Annotated in this window: 17 protein-coding genes; 11 read left to right on the top strand and 6 right to left on the bottom strand. The window is 57.0% G+C overall.

Annotated elements, in window-relative coordinates:
- The first annotated feature begins 390 nt into the window (after nucleotides 1-390).
- Both thrS and infC read left to right on the top strand, forming a co-directional pair.
- Nucleotides 391-2,100, top strand: coding sequence for a threonine--tRNA ligase (gene thrS, locus PHP98_01320; protein MDD5482280.1), 1,710 nt, complete (start codon nucleotides 391-393; stop codon nucleotides 2,098-2,100).
- Nucleotides 2,087-2,731, top strand: coding sequence for a translation initiation factor IF-3 (gene infC / locus PHP98_01315; GenBank protein MDD5482279.1), 645 nt, complete (start codon nucleotides 2,087-2,089; stop codon nucleotides 2,729-2,731). The genes thrS and infC overlap by 14 nt, the downstream gene beginning before the upstream one ends.
- Nucleotides 2,732-2,768: 37 nt before the next feature.
- Here infC and ispG read toward each other — a convergent pair whose 3' ends face one another.
- The 5 genes from ispG to PHP98_01290 form a co-directional block, all read right to left on the bottom strand.
- Nucleotides 2,769-3,911 carry a flavodoxin-dependent (E)-4-hydroxy-3-methylbut-2-enyl-diphosphate synthase gene (gene ispG, locus PHP98_01310; GenBank protein MDD5482278.1) on the bottom strand — a complete coding sequence of 381 codons (1,143 nt, stop codon included), beginning with the start codon at nucleotides 3,909-3,911 and terminating at the stop codon, nucleotides 2,769-2,771.
- A gap of 234 nt (nucleotides 3,912-4,145) precedes the next feature.
- Nucleotides 4,146-5,600: an RIP metalloprotease RseP gene (gene rseP / locus PHP98_01305; protein MDD5482277.1), complete on the bottom strand. Its 1,455-nt coding sequence runs from the start codon at nucleotides 5,598-5,600 to the stop codon at nucleotides 4,146-4,148.
- Nucleotides 5,601-5,720: 120 nt separating this feature from the next.
- On the bottom strand, nucleotides 5,721-6,902 hold the full coding sequence (locus PHP98_01300) for a 1-deoxy-D-xylulose-5-phosphate reductoisomerase (GenBank protein ID MDD5482276.1): 1,182 nt from the start codon (nucleotides 6,900-6,902) through the stop codon (nucleotides 5,721-5,723).
- Nucleotides 6,903-6,908: 6 nt separating this feature from the next.
- Nucleotides 6,909-7,799 carry a CDP-archaeol synthase gene (locus PHP98_01295; protein ID MDD5482275.1) on the bottom strand — a complete coding sequence of 297 codons (891 nt, stop codon included), beginning with the start codon at nucleotides 7,797-7,799 and terminating at the stop codon, nucleotides 6,909-6,911.
- Nucleotides 7,800-7,817: 18 nt separating this feature from the next.
- Nucleotides 7,818-8,558, bottom strand: coding sequence for an isoprenyl transferase (locus PHP98_01290; protein ID MDD5482274.1), 741 nt, complete (start codon nucleotides 8,556-8,558; stop codon nucleotides 7,818-7,820).
- A gap of 359 nt (nucleotides 8,559-8,917) precedes the next feature.
- Here PHP98_01290 and PHP98_01285 point away from each other — a divergent pair, with 359 nt between their 5' ends.
- The 9 genes from PHP98_01285 to PHP98_01245 all read left to right on the top strand — a co-directional run bounded on the left by PHP98_01285 (nucleotide 8,918) and on the right by PHP98_01245 (nucleotide 15,845).
- The gene (locus tag PHP98_01285; protein ID MDD5482273.1) at nucleotides 8,918-9,295 is read left to right on the top strand and encodes a hypothetical protein; all 378 of its coding nucleotides are present in this window, start codon (nucleotides 8,918-8,920) and stop codon (nucleotides 9,293-9,295) included.
- 120 nt (nucleotides 9,296-9,415) lie between these two features.
- Nucleotides 9,416-9,982: a prepilin-type N-terminal cleavage/methylation domain-containing protein gene (locus PHP98_01280; GenBank protein MDD5482272.1), complete on the top strand. Its 567-nt coding sequence runs from the start codon at nucleotides 9,416-9,418 to the stop codon at nucleotides 9,980-9,982.
- A 164-nt stretch (nucleotides 9,983-10,146) separates the two neighbouring features.
- Nucleotides 10,147-11,808 (top strand): hypothetical protein, encoded by a 1,662-nt coding sequence (locus PHP98_01275; protein MDD5482271.1) that lies wholly within the window; start codon nucleotides 10,147-10,149, stop codon nucleotides 11,806-11,808.
- 106 nt (nucleotides 11,809-11,914) lie between these two features.
- Entirely contained in the window at nucleotides 11,915-12,289 is a 375-nt protein-coding gene (locus tag PHP98_01270; protein ID MDD5482270.1) for a hypothetical protein, read from the top strand.
- A gap of 27 nt (nucleotides 12,290-12,316) precedes the next feature.
- The gene (locus tag PHP98_01265) at nucleotides 12,317-12,949 is read left to right on the top strand and encodes a prepilin-type N-terminal cleavage/methylation domain-containing protein (protein ID MDD5482269.1); all 633 of its coding nucleotides are present in this window, start codon (nucleotides 12,317-12,319) and stop codon (nucleotides 12,947-12,949) included.
- 13 nt (nucleotides 12,950-12,962) lie between these two features.
- Nucleotides 12,963-13,430, top strand: coding sequence for a hypothetical protein (locus tag PHP98_01260; protein ID MDD5482268.1), 468 nt, complete (start codon nucleotides 12,963-12,965; stop codon nucleotides 13,428-13,430).
- A gap of 15 nt (nucleotides 13,431-13,445) precedes the next feature.
- Nucleotides 13,446-13,838: a prepilin-type N-terminal cleavage/methylation domain-containing protein gene (locus tag PHP98_01255; protein ID MDD5482267.1), complete on the top strand. Its 393-nt coding sequence runs from the start codon at nucleotides 13,446-13,448 to the stop codon at nucleotides 13,836-13,838.
- A 101-nt stretch (nucleotides 13,839-13,939) separates the two neighbouring features.
- Nucleotides 13,940-14,968 carry a hypothetical protein gene (locus PHP98_01250; protein ID MDD5482266.1) on the top strand — a complete coding sequence of 343 codons (1,029 nt, stop codon included), beginning with the start codon at nucleotides 13,940-13,942 and terminating at the stop codon, nucleotides 14,966-14,968.
- A 43-nt stretch (nucleotides 14,969-15,011) separates the two neighbouring features.
- On the top strand, nucleotides 15,012-15,845 hold the full coding sequence (locus tag PHP98_01245; protein ID MDD5482265.1) for an RNA methyltransferase: 834 nt from the start codon (nucleotides 15,012-15,014) through the stop codon (nucleotides 15,843-15,845).
- A 30-nt stretch (nucleotides 15,846-15,875) separates the two neighbouring features.
- Here PHP98_01245 and PHP98_01240 read toward each other — a convergent pair whose 3' ends face one another.
- Nucleotides 15,876-16,319, bottom strand: coding sequence for a hypothetical protein (locus PHP98_01240; GenBank protein ID MDD5482264.1), 444 nt, complete (start codon nucleotides 16,317-16,319; stop codon nucleotides 15,876-15,878).
- Nucleotides 16,320-16,406: the final 87 nt, after the last annotated feature.

Raw genomic sequence — 16,406 nt, 5'->3', positions numbered from 1 at the left:
ACATGTTCATAACTCAGAAAATATTTGCAATAAAATCCTGCGCTTCTTGCGCAGAATTTTATTGATAACTGTTTAAAGGATATCTGCCCATCAGCTGGCCGGATGGTATGGAGTCTTTTCTGCGCAGAGAAAAGGTGCTAATTATTGAGTGTAGCAACTCAGCATTCGGAATTATCTTTTCACAACAAGGATTTCCGAAGGCTCTGCCCCCCGGGTTAAAACGGGGGGCATCTTTTTTTGCGGCAGGCACATTGAAAACCGTTTTATCAACCGGCGGCTGCACGCAATATGATTGACACAATCGGTCCGAGGGGTTATATTATCACTCGTTTTTAAGAAGCGGTGTATTTCACTCATGGAAAGGGGAATTTGATTTTGGATTTGGAAGCAATGCGCCACAGCGCGGCGCATGTCATGGCCGCCGCCGTTGTCCGGCTATTTGAGAATGTCCGGCTTGACATAGGTCCGGCGACCGATGACGGATTTTACTACGATTTTGACCTCCCCGCCCGGATTATTCCCGATGATTTTCCGCGCATTGAAGCGGAAATGCTCCGGATCATAAAAGCGGAACTTCCCTTTGAAAAGCTTGAGATGAGCCGTGCCGACGCTGAAAAGGCCCTGCAGGGTCAGCGTTACAAGCTGGAACGCCTGGCCGACATCCCCGCCGATGAAAAAATAACTTTTTACAAGTGCGGCGATTTCATGGATTTATGCCGCGGCCCGCATCTGGCGCACACCGGCGAAATCAAGGCCTTCAAACTCCTTTCCGTGGCCGGATCGTACTACCGCGGGCTGGAAACCAACCCCATGCTTCAGCGGATTTACGGAACCACGGCCGCATCCCGGAAAGATCTGGATGCTTACCTGAAAAGCATTGAAGAAGCCAGGAAACGCGACCACCGCAAACTCGGCCGCGAGCTTGACCTTTTCAGCGCGCATGACGAAATCGGCCCCGGCCTCATTCTCTGGCATCCGAAAGGCGCGCTCGTCCGCTCGCTGATTGAAGATTACTGGCGGCGGGAACACCGGCGCGGAGGCTACGAGCTGCTCTATACGCCCCACATCGGCCGGAGTCTGCTCTGGACCACTTCCGGGCATCTTGATTTTTACCGCGAAAGCATGTATGCGCCGATGCAGATTGACGAGCAGGAGTATTTCATCAAGCCGATGAACTGCCCGTTCCATATCCTCGTTTATAAAAGCCGTCTGCGCTCCTACCGTGAACTGCCCCTGCGCTGGGCCGAGCTGGGCACGGTCTACCGCTACGAAAAGGCCGGCGTGCTGCATGGTCTCCTGCGCGTGCGCGGGTTCACGCAGGACGATGCCCATATATTCTGCGCGCCCGGGCAGATTGCGGAGGAAATCAAACAGACTCTGCGTTTCGCGGTCAGGATTCTGCGTTCGTTCGGATTTGCCGGAATCAGCGCCTATCTTTCCACCAAACCGTCCAAGGCGGTTGGCGATGATGAAAGCTGGAACGTGGCGACCGATTCCCTGCGTAACGCCCTCCGGGCCGAGGGGATGTCCTTCACGGTGGAAGAGGGCGGCGGCGCGTTTTACGGGCCGAAGGTTGATTTGAAAGTGCATGACGCCCTCGGCCGCGAATGGCAGATGAGCACGATCCAGTTTGACTTTAATTTGGCGGAAAGGTTTCAACTCGCCTACATCGGCGAGGACGGAAAGGAACACCGGCCGTTCATGGTGCACCGGGCCCTGCTCGGCAGTCTGGAAAGATTTTTCGGCATCCTGATTGAGCATTACGGCGGCGCGTTCCCCTTCTGGCTGGCGCCCGAGCAGGCGCGCGTTCTGCCGATCACCGACAAGGAGCTTGCATACGCGCAGAAAGTTGCGGAAACCCTGCGCGCAGAAAATTTCCGCGTAACGGTTGACTCCGGCTCCGGCAAAATCGGGGCCAAAATACGCGGCGCCCAGCTGGAAAAAATTCCCTACATGCTGATCGTGGGGCCGAAGGAACAGGCCGCGCAGACCATTGCGGTGCGTTCCCGCGCGGAAGGCGACCGGGGCGCGGTTCTGCCGGCGGAATTGATCGGTAAATTCAAGGAGGAGCTGAAAGCAACCTTGAATGCTGAAGGGTGAATATTGCCGCCGGAGGCGTTTTGGCCTCCGGCGAAAAAAAAACAATAAACAAAAGGAGGTTGTCATTCGCACATCAGTCAGGGTCAACAACCGCATCCGGGTCCCGCAGGTCCGTTGCATATCCGCCAGCGGCGAAATGCTCGGCGTGATATCCACCTCGGAAGCGCTGAAAACTGCCTTTGCCGCCGGCCTGGATCTGGTGGAAATATCGCCCGCGGCCAATCCGCCGGTCTGCCGGATCATGAACTTCGGCAAATTCAAATACGAGGAAAGCCGGAAGGAAAAAATGGCGCGCAAACAGCAGTCCGCCACGGCGGTGAAGGAAGTAAAATTTCATGCCAATGTTGAAGAGCATGATTACCAGACCAAACTCAGGCACATTCATGAATTCCTGCAGAAGGGACACCGCATCAAAACTTCGCTGGTATTCCGCGGCCGTGAAAACGAGCACCGCGACCTGGGTTTTGAGCTTTTCAAGCGCCTGATCAAGGATTGCGATCCGTTCGGAATTCCCGAATTCCAGCCGAAATTGTTCGGCAACAACCTGGTGCTTCTGCTGCGGCCCCAGAGCGGAGTCAAAAAGCCGGAAAACTCTTCCGGTCCGGCTGTATCTCCGCCGGCGCGGCCCTGACGCGTTAACCGCCCGCACAAGACGTTTTGAGCGGAGTTCAGCGGTTGTTCTCGCGCAGTCGGGCGGCGCGCGCGCAGAAAGCGAGCGTCTGGTCGGCGACCGCCGCGGGGGCTGAGCGCGCGTTCAGGACCGCGGTTCTGGCGCCGGCGATATACAAAAACACCTTGTTGTTGCCGCAAACAAGGGCAATATCGGCTTCGCGCGCCTCGCCGGGGCCGTTCACCAAGCACCCCATCACCGCCACTACGGGCCAGGTTTTTATCCGTGGACTTTCCCGCTCCAGTTTTTCCAGTTTTTCTTCCACGCGGCGCGCAAGTTGAAGAACGTTCATCTGCGCGCGGCCGCAGGTCGGGCAGGCGATTACCCGCAGGCCATTCGTCCGCAATCCGAGCGAGCGCAGAATTTCCAGACCGGCGCGCACTTCATTCGCCGGGTTGTCCGCCAGCGACACGCGGATGGTGTCGCCGATGCCTTCGGCCAGCAAGATGCCCAGCGCCGTGCTGGAACGCACCGCGCCGCAAAGCAGCGTGCCGGCTTCGGTTACGCCCAGGTGCAGGGGGTAATCGGTCGCTTTGGAAAGCAGGCGGCAGGCTTCCACCGTGCGGACGGCGTCGGACGCCTTGACTGAAATTTTGATCGCGCGCTGGCCGAGGTCTTCCAGGAGCTTCACGTGCGCAAGAGCGCTTTCCACGAGGGCTTTGGCGCCAGCCGCGCCGTGCCTGGCGAGGATGTTTTTTTCCAGCGAACCGGAATTGACGCCGACCCTGATGGGAAGATTTTTTTCCAGGGCGGCCCGCACGATTTCTTTGATTTTTGCCCTTGAGCCGATGTTGCCGGGATTGATGCGCAGGGCGTCAACCCCGCCGGCGATGGCGGCCAGCGCCAGCCGGTGGTCAAAGTGAATATCGGCGATGAGCGGAATATGGATGGCGCGTCGGATTGCGGGGATGGCGCGCGCGCTCGCCATATCGGGCACGGCCACCCGGATAATATCGCAGCCTATTTTTTCCAGCTCAAGAATTTGTCTGATGGTGGCCTTGGCGTTGCGCGTCGGCGTCTTGGTCATGGTCTGGACCGATACCGGCGCGCCGCCGCCGATCGCCGTTGCGCCCGCGAATATCTTGCGCGTAGGGTGGCGTTTGATCCGCAGCGCCGAGTTCTGACTTTTTCCTGATCGCATGCTTTCGGTCTTCATTGTGTTGAATTATCCAAAGCGGGCGTGTGTCCGCAATCCAAATTCAAGCTTTTTTTGGCATGGGAATTTCAATCTTGCCGCAAAAAAGCGCAAAAGGTAGGAGCCGAACCCCTGTTCGGCGATGTATTTTTTGCCGTCCGGAATCGCCGCATAGGGATGCGGTTCCTACATCGATCAAATGGCAAATGGCCGCGCAATCTGCTCCCCTCTTTTCCCCTTTCAATTTTCGCCATCATCGGATACCGCCGGCGGGCTGGCGGGGTTGGTAACCGCTTGCTGTTCGGCCGGCGCCGGCGGTTTGGACAAGAGGCGGATCTTATAAAGCCGTTTGATATCGCGGCCGGTTATCAGGACGATTGCCAGGATGAGCAGGCCGAAAAAGACCTGGTTCAGGAAAAGCACCGCTTTGGGAGGCACGGGCCGCCGGATGATGATTTCCAGCAGGGAAAAAAACACGTGCCCGCCGTCCAGCACCGGCAAAGGAAACAGGTTCAGGATGGCCAGGTTGACGTTCAAAAGGCAGGTGAACCAGAGCGCGATAATAATGCCTTTTTTGACCATTTCCTGGAGCATATAAACGATCATTAAGGGGCCGCCCAGGGCCTGTGATGTGGCTTTGGCTTCCCCCGGGGTCAGCAGGGAACGCAGGACGCGGAGGATCACGAGCGAATGGCTTTTGATCTGGGCGCCCGGCGGGATGTGCACCACCCGGTCGGAGTCGGTCGCGGCAGGATCAAAACGGATTCCGATCCGGGCCCGATTGAGCTCCGGGTCCAGGCGCGGCGTAACATTCATGACGTGTTCAACGCCGTTGCGTTCCACGGAAACCGGCACGGTCTCGCCGGCGCGGGCGGAAACGAGCGCAATCAGGTGGTCAATGCTCAATACTTCCGCCCCGTCCAGTTTCCTGATGAGGTCCCCGCTCTGAATGCCGGCGGCGGCGGCGCTTGAGCCGGATTCAACGCTCATAACCTTACAGAGCGTGATCTCGCGTATCCCGGGGACCATCCTGAATCCAAGCGCGTTTTTCTCGGTTCGCAGAGCAAGCGTTTGTTCGCCGGAAGCGGTTTTGAGCAGGATTTCAACCCGCTCATAGCGGGCGTTTTCCTGGATGACCTCCTGCCAGTTCTGCACGGCCCGGTTGTTGACGGCCAGGATTTCATCGCCGAGACGCATGCCCTGCGCGTAAGCTTCCGAGTTGGTTTCCACGAATCCCACCACAGCGCACCTTTCCGCCGGCATGGAGGGCTTGCCGGCGATGAAAACCACCCAGGCGATGAGGTAGGCCAGGAGCATGTTGCCGGCGGCCCCCGCAACGGCGACGATTATTTTTTTCCAGGGCGCGGCGCGAGGCAGTTGCCTGGCCGGCTCTGCCGGCCCGGCGTTGCCGCCGGCGGTTTTGTCTTTTGAGAGGGAAGCGTCGCCGGCGGTCGGGTCCATCTGCGGCAAAGCCACGTAACCGCCGATCGGAAAAATGCCGATTTTAAAGAGCACATTGCCGATTTTCTTTTTCCAGATTGCCGGTCCGAAGCCGATTGAGAAAACGTCAATCACCATGCCGAGCGCTTTGGCGGCGGCGAAATGACCCAGCTCGTGCACAAAGATGCAGAGACCGAAGAGGACAGCCACGGCGGCGACAATGTAAACGAAAGAGATAATCGTGATATGGTCCATAGATGTTTTTCCTTTAAAATCAGTCCGCCGCCGCGAAAACTTTCAACACACAAGTTTCAACATGAAATCCGGAATTTACCATTTAAAGCTGAATGTTGGAAGTTGAATGTTCAAGGTTTCCTATGCATCCATCAGCCTTTTTGCCTGCTCCCGGGCCCATTGATCGGCCAGGATGATCTCGTCCAGAGAGGGGTTTTTATTGTTGCGGTGTTTGCCCATCACTGTTTCCACGATCCGCCATATTCCGGAAAATTTTATCCTGCCCTGCAGGAAATCGCGCACCGCCACCTCGTTGGCCGCGTTTAACACGGCCGGCATCGTGCCGCCCTCGCTGGCCGCCCGGCGGGCCAATGCCAGGCAGGGGAAACGCTTTTCATCCGGCAGGGCAAAGTGAAACGAACCCGGCTCGGCCAGGTTGAGCTTCGGCAGCCGGCCGTCAAGCCGGTCGGGATAAGTGAGGGCGTACTGAATGGCGAAACGCATATCCGCGGCGCTGAGTTGGGCGAGCATGGCGCCGTCAACAAATTCCACCAGCGAATGCACAATGCTTTCCGGATGAATCAGAACTTCAATCCGGTCCAGCGCGATGTTGAAAAGCCAGTGCGCCTCCATTATTTCCAGGCCTTTATTCATCATGGTGGCGGAATCAACCGTCACCTTTTTGCCCATGTTCCAGCGCGGATGTTTAAGGACGTCCGCGACGGAGACTTTCTCAAAATCAACTGCGGGGCGGTTGGCGAAGGGGCCGCCGGAAGCCGTCAGGATAATCCGGCGCACATGCGGCGCGGGGTGCCCCTGCAGGCATTGAAAAATGGCGCTGTGTTCGCTGTCAACCGGCAGGATTGCGGCGCCGCTTTGCGCGCGCGCCTGAAGGACATGGGCCCCGGCCGCCACCAGCACCTCCTTGGTGGCCAGCGCGACGTTTTTGCCGGCGCGCAGGGCCGTCAGGACGGGTTTCAGGCCCGCCATGCCGACCACGGCCGCCACCACAACGTCGGCTTCGGGGAGGGCGGCGAGCTTTTCCAGGCTCTCCGCGCCGCACCACAAGGCCGCTCCCGCCGGCGCGCGGGCGGTGTGTCTTTGCGCCGTCCCGGGATCGGAGATGCCGAGTTGTTTGACGTTGAATTTCTGCGCCTGTTGAAAGAGGCGTTCCGCCCGGTGCTGGGCGGCCAGGCCGACAATTTGAAACCGGCCGGGAAACCTTTCCGCCACCCGCAGGACGTTTTCACCGATGGAGCCGGTGCTGCCGAGGAGCACTATTTTTTTGCGCGGCGGCGCGGATTGTGTCCGGGAAGTTTTCATGCGTAATCACGTTGTTGAAGGCAGGAACCAGAGGACATAAAAATAAAAGAGGGGCACGGAGACCAGCAGGCTGTCAAGCACGTCCAGCAGGCCGCCCATGCCGGGAATGTAAGCGCCCGTATCCTTGGCGCCCCCGGCGCGTTTCAAGAGGGATTCAATCAGGTCGCCGATCATTCCGCACAAGGGAAGCAGAATTCCAAGGAGCAACGCGTCGGCAAGATTCATTGTTTTATGGCCGAAGCGGCCCTCGCATATCAGAAACAGCATCAAGCTGACGGCCAGCCCGGACAACAAGCCGCCCAAAAAACCTTCCCATGTTTTGCGCGGCGAAAGGCGGGGAAACAATTTGTGTTTTCCAAACCGGCTGCCGACCAGGAAAGCGCCGACATCGGCGCTTTTAACGACCACGATTAGATAACCGCACAATAGCCGGCCGGTCAATTCCGCGCCGCTGAAGAAATGGTTTTGCCCCCAGGACAATCCGAGTTTGGTGAAGAAATTAAAAAGGAACGGCACGTACAAGATGCCGAGCAGCGTGCCGGCGATGGTGTTTATGGGCCGGCTGTTTAGTTTCTGGGGGAACTGGCGGATACAGACCGCCGCGAATGATCCGCAGAGAACGGCCAACTCGCATTCGGCCGCCCGCGCGCCGTTGTAAAAGACATGGACACAAAACGAAACCCCGATCAAAACCATGCCGCAGGCGACGCCGAGGTTCCTGAAAATCGGCACGCCGGTCTGGCCGATAATGAAATAAAATTCCAGCATGGCGACGGCGGCTATTGCCATCAGCGTGGGGCAGACAAGAAAGAGGGGGGCGCGCAGGATGATCAGCGCGAATACGCCGGCCAGGATCAAACCGCTGTAAATCCGTTTGTTGATGTTGGGCATCGTCATTATTCCGCCGGCGGGCGGTCATGGGCGGCTTTTTCCGGCCAGGCCGCCGAACCGGCGTTTCCGGCGGCCATAAGCCTCCAGGGCCGCAAAAAAATCGTTTTCGCGGAAGTCAGGCCAGAGCGTTTCGGTCATATATAATTCGGCGTAAGAGACCTGCCAGAGCAGGAAATTGCTTAAACGCATTTCCCCGCTGGTGCGGATCAGCAGGTCCGGGTCCGGGATGTCGGCCGTGAAAAGATGGCGGCTGATTGCGGCTTCGTCAATTTTTGCGGGGTCCATTTCGCCGCATTTAACTTTCCGGGCGATGGCGCGCACGGCCTGGGTGATTTCATCGCGCGCGCCGTAACTGAGGGCTAAAATCAGCTGATGCTCTTTGTAGTTGCCGGTGGCTTTTGAGACGCGATCCAGCGCAAATTGAACCGCCGGCGGCAGATCGGTCAGGCGGCCGATGGTTCTCAACCGTATGCGGCTCTTGTGCAGTTCCGGCTCGTTTTCGTTCATAAATTGCGCGAGGAGGCTCATGAGCCCCGCGATTTCACGTCTGGGCCTGCGCCAGTTTTCGGTGCTGAAGGCGTAAAGAGTGAGGTAGCGCACGCCCGCTTGAGCGCAGGCGCGCAGAACGGCCTGGACTGACTGCGCTCCGGCGCGGTGCCCCTCAATGCGCGGCAGGCCGCGTTGCCGGGCCCACCGTCCGTTGCCGTCCATAATAATTGCGACATGCGCCGGGATTTCGCCTTTTTCCTGTGTTAAATTCTTCATCTTGGCAAAGCCGGGTATGCGCGCATAATGTTCCTTGCAAGTTTTTGGAACGGCGAAATTTTTTATCGGGTTATCGGGATAACCGGCGCAGCGGGTTGCCTCCTCCCTCTAAAAAACAAATACGGAATTAATTATGTTAACTTTTTCGCGCGAAGCAAGAAAGATAAATTTGAAATTTCTCATTTGCAAGAAAACACTGGCTTAAAATTATTTTTTGTGTTAATATTATCTGTGGAAAAATGATTACAACGGCATAAGAGGTGGTAAAAACGGTTTTACGGGCCGGTATTCCTGAAAAATTGGGGTTTAAACGCTTGTGGCATCAAAAATGCTGCTTAAGAAAGGGGGTGTCTGGCGCGATGAGCAAATTCAATCCGTCAAAAGTCGGTTTTACGCTGGTGGAAGTGGCGGTTGCCATGGCCCTGTTGCTTCTGGGTCTGACGGCGTTTGTTGTTGCGTTCGTGCAGTCCAGAAGGTCGGCAGCCATCGCGGAGCACCGGCTGGAGGCGGTTCATCTGGCCCGGCAGCAGATGGAGGCGCTTTGCTCGTCCAATTATCTTGCTTTGACCAATGGCCGGTTTTCCAGCGGCGTATATACGGGTTTTTACACGATCAGCAACAATACTCTTGCGCAGGTAAAGGATATTTATCTTACGGTGCAATGGGTCAATCCCGGAGGCAAAATCACTTCCGCTGTCTCGCTGGCCGGCTCAATCAGCGAGGAATTGCACCAGTGAAAAAAGGCACAAAGGCAGAAAGGCAGAAGGCACATAGGCAGAAGGCACATAGGCAGAAGGCACATAGGCACATAGGCAGAAGGCACATAGGCAGAAGGCACAAAGCAGGAGAACTCTGAAATGAAAAATTTAGATTTATCAAGAGAAAGGCATAAATGCAAGAATGGGCAGAAGACTCTGTGCCTTTGTGCCTATGTGCCTTCTGCCTTTCTTTCCGCCTTCACCCTCCTGGAAATTATGATTGCCATGGCGATTTTTGGGTTGGTGGCGGCGGGCACGATAAGCGTTTATATCATGTGCAACAAGATATGGCACACCACCGCGCTCAGCATGCAGATGACGCGGGAAAGCAGTCTGGCCCTTTCCCGCCTGGTTTACGGGGTCGGGCCCGACAGCGGACTGCGGTCGGCAGGCATGGCGGTGGTCAGCAATATTTCCGGCGGCGGCTGGCGATTGACAATCTCCAACTTGTACACGGGAATCAGTTACGCGGGATACAACAGCCAGCAGAGCAACATTTATTTTCCGGACACCAATTCGGTGATCTGCCGGAATGTTTCCGCGTCCTCGGTAACAACCAATGCTGACGGGGCGGTGCGCGTTCAATTGACGGTCGTCAAACGCGACGGCCTGTTTGCCGCCAGCAACACGGTCGGCACTCTGGTGAAAATGAGGAATAAACCATGAAAAATCATGAAAAAATGGTAATACTTCCGCCATTGAGGGATCAGAAAAAAAATGAGAGCGATCTTCGTAGGGGCCGCGCTTGTCGCGCGCCCTCTTCAGAATGGACTTCGCAAGCGAAGCCCCTACATAAGATAAATCCATCCGTAGTTGACCAATTACAAAAAATGAATACGGTCCGGAACGAATCGGGAGTTGTGCTGATCGCCGTCATTTGTTTCACGGCCGTTGCCGCCGTTCTGGCGGCGGGGCTTATGCGCGAAAGCGGCACCCAGTTGAAAATGGCGGGCAAAAACGTCAGTTTTGAACAGGCTTTTTACACGGCCGAAGGCGGGGCCGAACGGGCGGTTGCCTATATCCGGCAAACGGACCTGACGACGCCGGCGTGTGTTACCGGTTCCATCGGCAACGGGCGCTACGCGGCTTTCATCGTGCCCTTGTCGGAAGGCGGGGCCGACGGCACGAATTCGGTCGGCGGGTCGCTCCTGGTCAACCCTAACAACAGCGCCCAGAATGAATTTTTGCTTGTCAAGCCGGACGGCACGTCCATCACCCGCGATGACCTGGAAAACGACACCACCGTCTACGCCAGCGAGCCATGCATATATTACAGCGGTCCGGCGACCTTGATCCACGTCAAGCCCATGGGGGCCGGCAACCAGAACACTTTTATGCTGAACGGCTCCGTCTATGCGCTGGATAACAGCACAACCTATGACTTGGTCGGCGAGATGAACGTCACTCTCCAGACCGACGAGCGCAATCCCGGCACGCTTCGGGCCAAGAAACCATGGAAGTTGACCGGCATGAACGGGACCAATGTTACCCTGTTTGACTCAAGCCTTGACGATTCTGCCGGCGTAGACGAGTATGAGGTCCGTTCGGTCGGCTTCGTGAACGGCGCCCGCCGGACCGTGATCCTGGAAGGCGTCCATCAACAATCCTGGTCAAAGTATGCGATGTGGTATAATACCGGTCCGGGCGACATCTGGATTACAGCCGGCGAAATGTTTAACGGTCCGGTGCATGCCAACACCTGGATTTATATCAGCGGCGACCCGATTTTCAACGCGCTCATTTCCACCACCAGGAGCGGCTGGGGGGCCGGGCCGGCCCAGGCCCAGTTTAACGGGACGCCGAGCCCCGGCTTTGAATTCAATTCTCCGGTCCAGTCAATGGCTGCGGTTAATTTCAATGAGCTCTACGTCAAGGCCGACCTCGTGGTAACCGGCCGCACCAGGATCAACCTGGCCGGCACCAACATGCTTGTCTCCAACTCGCGCAGCGGCTGGGTCAACAACTCCGTCCCGCTTGGATCCAACTATCTCGTGTACGTAACGAACGCTTCCAGCGGCTCCGGGCGGACAAATGTCTATGTGGGCGGCACTTTGGACGGCCGGCTGACCATTGTGACGGATAGCGATATTTGGATTACCAATCACATTGTCTATGCCAACACTAATATTGATCTCAATTCCACCAATCTTTCCGACGATGCCCTCGGTTTGGTCGCCAAACACGACGTGGTCATTGCCAACAACACGCCGAATAATATTAACTTGTTCGCGCATATTATGGCGGTGGGCTCGTCCACGCCTGGCAACCATGAAGACGGCAGTTTCAAGGTGAACAATATTGATCGGAGTTATGCCGGGCATATCAACCTCTACGGCGGTATAGTTCAATTTTACCGCGGGGCGGTCGGAAGAATAACCCCCACGGGTTATCGCAAGAATTATACTTTTGACCAGCGCCTGGAAACCAAGCCGCCGCCGCACTATCCCTGCATAACAAACGAGTATCTTTGGACCGGCTGGCGGGAGAAATAAACGGCGTCTGAAATTGGAATTCACGTCTTTCGCCAGCGGGCAACGCCCGCTTGAGCGAAAGCGGTTTGCCGCCGTGGCCGGCGGGTTTGCTGATTGGAAAAAAAACATGCGAGAGGAGTTTTCAAAATTGATATTCTGGCCCGCGACCGTTGCCGGAGCGGCCGGAGTCATTGTGCTGGCATGGCTGACCTGCCAATCCATGTTCCGCCTGTGTGGCGCGCAGCCGGATCATGACAATCCGCTTCCGGCGGTTGAAACCGCGCCGGCGGCGCGGGAAAACATTAACCCGGACAATACCGGCCGGATGTTTTCTCCCCCGCCGGTTGATAATGAGTTCTGCACGGATTCGGCGTTAATCCGCCAGCGGGAAAAAGAGCGGCAGGAAATGAAGACCGGCCTGCCCTTAACGGGAGACAATGCGTCTAACGTCTTGGCGCCCGGAACGGGACGGCAAAACAAACCCGCGGATCCGTGTCTCTAGAAACTTTCAGCCCGACGGAGCCGTTTTATGAATAAAACTTATTGCCAGCGTGGTTTCACCCTCCTGGAAACCATGATCACCGTGCTCTTGTTCGGGCTGGTGATGGCGGGGATCGTGGAGGTGTTTATAATGTGCAACAAATTTTGGCATGTTACCTCTCTCAGCATGGAAACCGAACAAATGGCCAACCTGGCCGTTTCAAGGATAATTAACGGGTACGGCACGAACATGGGCATCCGGGGAGCGGCGAGCATGGAATTGCAGACAAACGTTTACGGCCATCCTATTCCATTCTTAAGCAGTTATAAATACTGGGAAACGGGCGAAAGCCCGCCCGCGGCGGCCGATACGGCACATTATGCGCACATGGGTTGCGCATTCGGTTCCGACGGCAGCTGGCGGCTGATTTTCTCCAATTCTTTTGACGGGGTTCATTGCATTGATTATAATATCAGAATGAGAAATATCCTTTTCTGTCCCGACACCAACCAGACCTCCGCGGCCAGGCAGAATAGAACATTAATTTGCAATTATGTTTCCGCCGCGAGCGTTATCCCCAACGCCGACGGCTCGGCGGAAATCCGGTTCACGGTTGAGAAACGGGATGGCATGTTTCTTGCCAGCAATCAGGCCAGCCTGTTTATCACCGAACGAAATTAGGAACAAGGAGATTATGGCAAACATACAGGCAAGCAAGGGCCCGCCGGGCAAACGGAGGCTTGTCATGCTGTCCGTTCTGGCCGCCGCGCTGATTCTGGCCGTCCTTTGGACATTGATGCGCATGTTGAATGGTTCTGGCGCCGACTCGGCGGAAAATTCGTCATCCCGGCAGGATTTCGGCGCCGGCGGAGGATTGGCGGCCATGCCTTCCGCGGAGGAACAGGAGGAGGCGGAAAAACAGCATGCGAAAGAACGGCGGATGGAAACATCGGCTCAAATAACCGCTTTCGCGCATCCGGCGGAGCCCGTTGCGGCCGGCCGGCATGACGATGAGATCAAACTGCAGAAGTTGAAAACCGATGTCAACCGGCAGCTCCTTGAACGGTTGAAGCAGTGCGTTAAAGACCATCCCGACCGCGACAACCATGAGCTTGAACGGCAAATTAAAAGACGCGAAAAACAAATCAATCCGATGTTTTGACGGGAAAACACAATCATGACCAGGCATGCAACATATACCGGACGGCAACAGGCGTCGTTTACCCTGCCGGAAGTCATGATTTCCGCGCTGATAATCGTGATCGTGCTGGGCGCCCTGCTTTCCGCCTTTGTCAGCGCCAGACGCAGCAACGCCCTGGCGCAGAACTATCTCATGGCCCAGCAGATCGCCCGCAGCGAAGCCGAGCGGCTCCTGACAAATTCATATTCCGCCATCGGCGGCTCCACCGCCGTTGTGGCCAATACGATGCTTGCCGGTTGCCGGATGATCCGCTCCGTGGCTGAAACCAATTTGCGCAAGAATGTCGTGATCACCCTTGAATGGATTGCGCCGTCTTCCTCCAAACGGGAGGCATTGACTAATTATATCACTATTTGCAATCCGAACTGAAGACATTGTCCGGGAGGGAAAACATTATGAATTATTGGCATTATACGTCTGGCGCGGAAAGACGGCCGCCACGACCGGCCGCCGGAATTAATTCCTCGGGCATGGCACTGGTAACAGTGATCATTTTTGCGGCGGTGGCCGGTATCCTCGCGGCGGGATTATATCATGCCAGCGGCTCAAGGATCAAACAGGCCCGGCAGGAAATGCGCTTTGACAAGGCTTTTTTCACGGCTGAAGCCGGCATTGAACATGCCAAGGACGAATTGCGCCGCGGCGCAACCAACGATGGCGTATTCTTTGGCGGCGCCACGAATTACGGCGAAGGCGCTTTCCGCGTCAATGCCTGGCCGAACGTGGTCGGGACCAATACCTTTGTGGTCATCCGCTCCACCGGCGTTGTGGAAAACGTCCGGCGCGTGATTGAAACGGAAATATGGCTGACGCCGTTCCTGCCGCCGAACAGCGACGGCGGGTTCTGCATATACGGCACGAATACCGCCCTGAGCGTTAAGGGCGACAGCAAGCTTGACGGCAGCGACTGGAATCTGCCCTCTACCCTCGGCGGGAGCGACGCCGCGCCGTCCGGCAATCCCACCAATCCGGGCGTTTTGTATGTCTCGCCCAGCACCACCATTGACCAGCAGAAAACGGATTCAATCATTGGCGAGCCTCCCATAACCAACGCGGTAGGCGAATATAACGAAACATACTGGATGCAATTGGTGGCCGGCATAATGCCGGATGCTTTGTACAGCGACGGCGACAACCTGGGGACGAGAGAGTCGCCCGTCATAACGTTGCTGCCGGCCGGCACAACCATGTTCAACGGCAACCGCTCCGGCGCGGGCATTCTGATTGTGCCCGGCGACGCCATGCTTAAAATCACCGGAACATTTGATTATGAGGGACTGGTCATTCTTCTGGGTGACGGCCAGATTGACCTCAGCGAAGACCTCGTTTCCATCGGCACGGCCACCATCTTCGGCTCCGTGATTTGCGTGGGAGGGAATTTGAATGTTGACACCAAGGGAACCTTTGACCTCAAGTACAGCACGCAGGCCCTGGCCAACCTGGCCAGGCTCCAGGTCCCGCCGCGTCTGGAAGTGATTTACTGGAAGGAAGTTAAATGACCGCCGCTCAAATCCTGCGCCCCGGCCGCCCCTCCCTGAAATTATGAACCGCACCCCTGAAGACCGGCTCATCACCAGCCCGCAGAATGAGAAAATCAAGGAGGCGGTCGGACTGCGCCGGCGCGCATACCGCGACGAGCTTGCCCTTTTGATCGTGGAAGGCGAACGCGAGTTGGCGCTGGCCCTGGAAAACAATCGCCGCCCGGTGAGGCTTTTTTACTGCCGCGATTTTTTTGCGGGGCGCGGGGAAGATGCGCTCATCAACCGGTGCCGCGCCGCCGGCGCGGAAATAATCTCGTGCCCGCCGCGGGTCTTCGCCAAAATGGCCTACCGCGACAAACCGGACGGATTGCTGGCGGTGGCGCCCCAGGCGCAAATCGGGCTGGATGATTTGAAACTTTCGCCTTTCCCGCTCCTGGTTGTGGCCCAGGCGATAGAGAAGCCCGGCAATCTCGGCACCATTTTTCGTTCGGCCGACGCCGCCGGAGCCGATGCGGTCATTGTCTGCGACCGCTGCACGGATGTGAATAATCCCAACGCGTTGCGCGCCAGCGTCGGCGCCGTTTTTACCGTGCCGGCGGCGGAAGCCTCATCGCAGAATGCGGTCAGATGGCTGCGCGCTAAAAAAATTCAGATTCTGGCGGCGAGCCCCCATGCCGAGCTTGAGTATACGCAGGCCGATTTTCGCCGCGGCACGGCCGTTGTGGTCGGCGAGGAGCACCGGGGTTTAAGCGCATTATGGATGCAGGCCGCCGAACGGCAGGTGCGCATTCCCATGCGCGGCAGGATTGACTCGCTGAACGTGGCCGCCGCGGCGACCATTCTTCTTTTTGAAGCCGCCCGCCAGAGGAGCGCGGCCGGGATCAGTAAGCGTTGACCGCGACCGGCGCGGCTGAATTCCCAAGTTCTATTTGGCCGCGGCCGGTTGATTGGCAGCCGCGGTTTTAGCGGGCGGTTTGTTTGTGGCGGCCGCCGCCGCTTTTGCCGCCGCCGCTTTGGCGGCTGCCTCGGCCTTTGCTTTGGCCGCCTTCTCGGCTTTTATTCTTTTTGCCTCCAGCTCGGCCAGCATGGGGAGTTCATAACGCCAGCGCGTTCCGGCGGAAAGATATTTCCAGGGGAGCGTCCTGGCGCCTTTCGGGGATTGCACGGTCAGCCCCTCCGGATCAGCCGCAACAACATTTCCCTCAACCGGCATGCCGTTGGCAAGCCTTACGGTGATTTCCGGCATTTCCGTTTCCTCCTGAGCGGAGCCGCTTCCCGCCGGCAGGAGAAAAGCGCAGATAATCACGCCGGCCGACATTGATTTTACGGCCGGCCGCCAAAACCGCTTTTTAACATTCGTAATGTTCACGGGTTTACCATAACGCCTTCCGCAGGGCTTATCAAGCGCCGATTGCATGTTTTTGCGTTTAACGCGCTTTCCTGAAAAGATTACTTC

This window comes from Kiritimatiellia bacterium, assembly GCA_028715905.1.
Classification (GTDB): Bacteria; Verrucomicrobiota; Kiritimatiellia; order JAAZAB01; family JAAZAB01; genus JAQUQV01.
The sequence above is the reverse complement of the archived record's forward strand: the minus strand, read 5'-3'. Positions and strand labels throughout refer to the sequence as shown.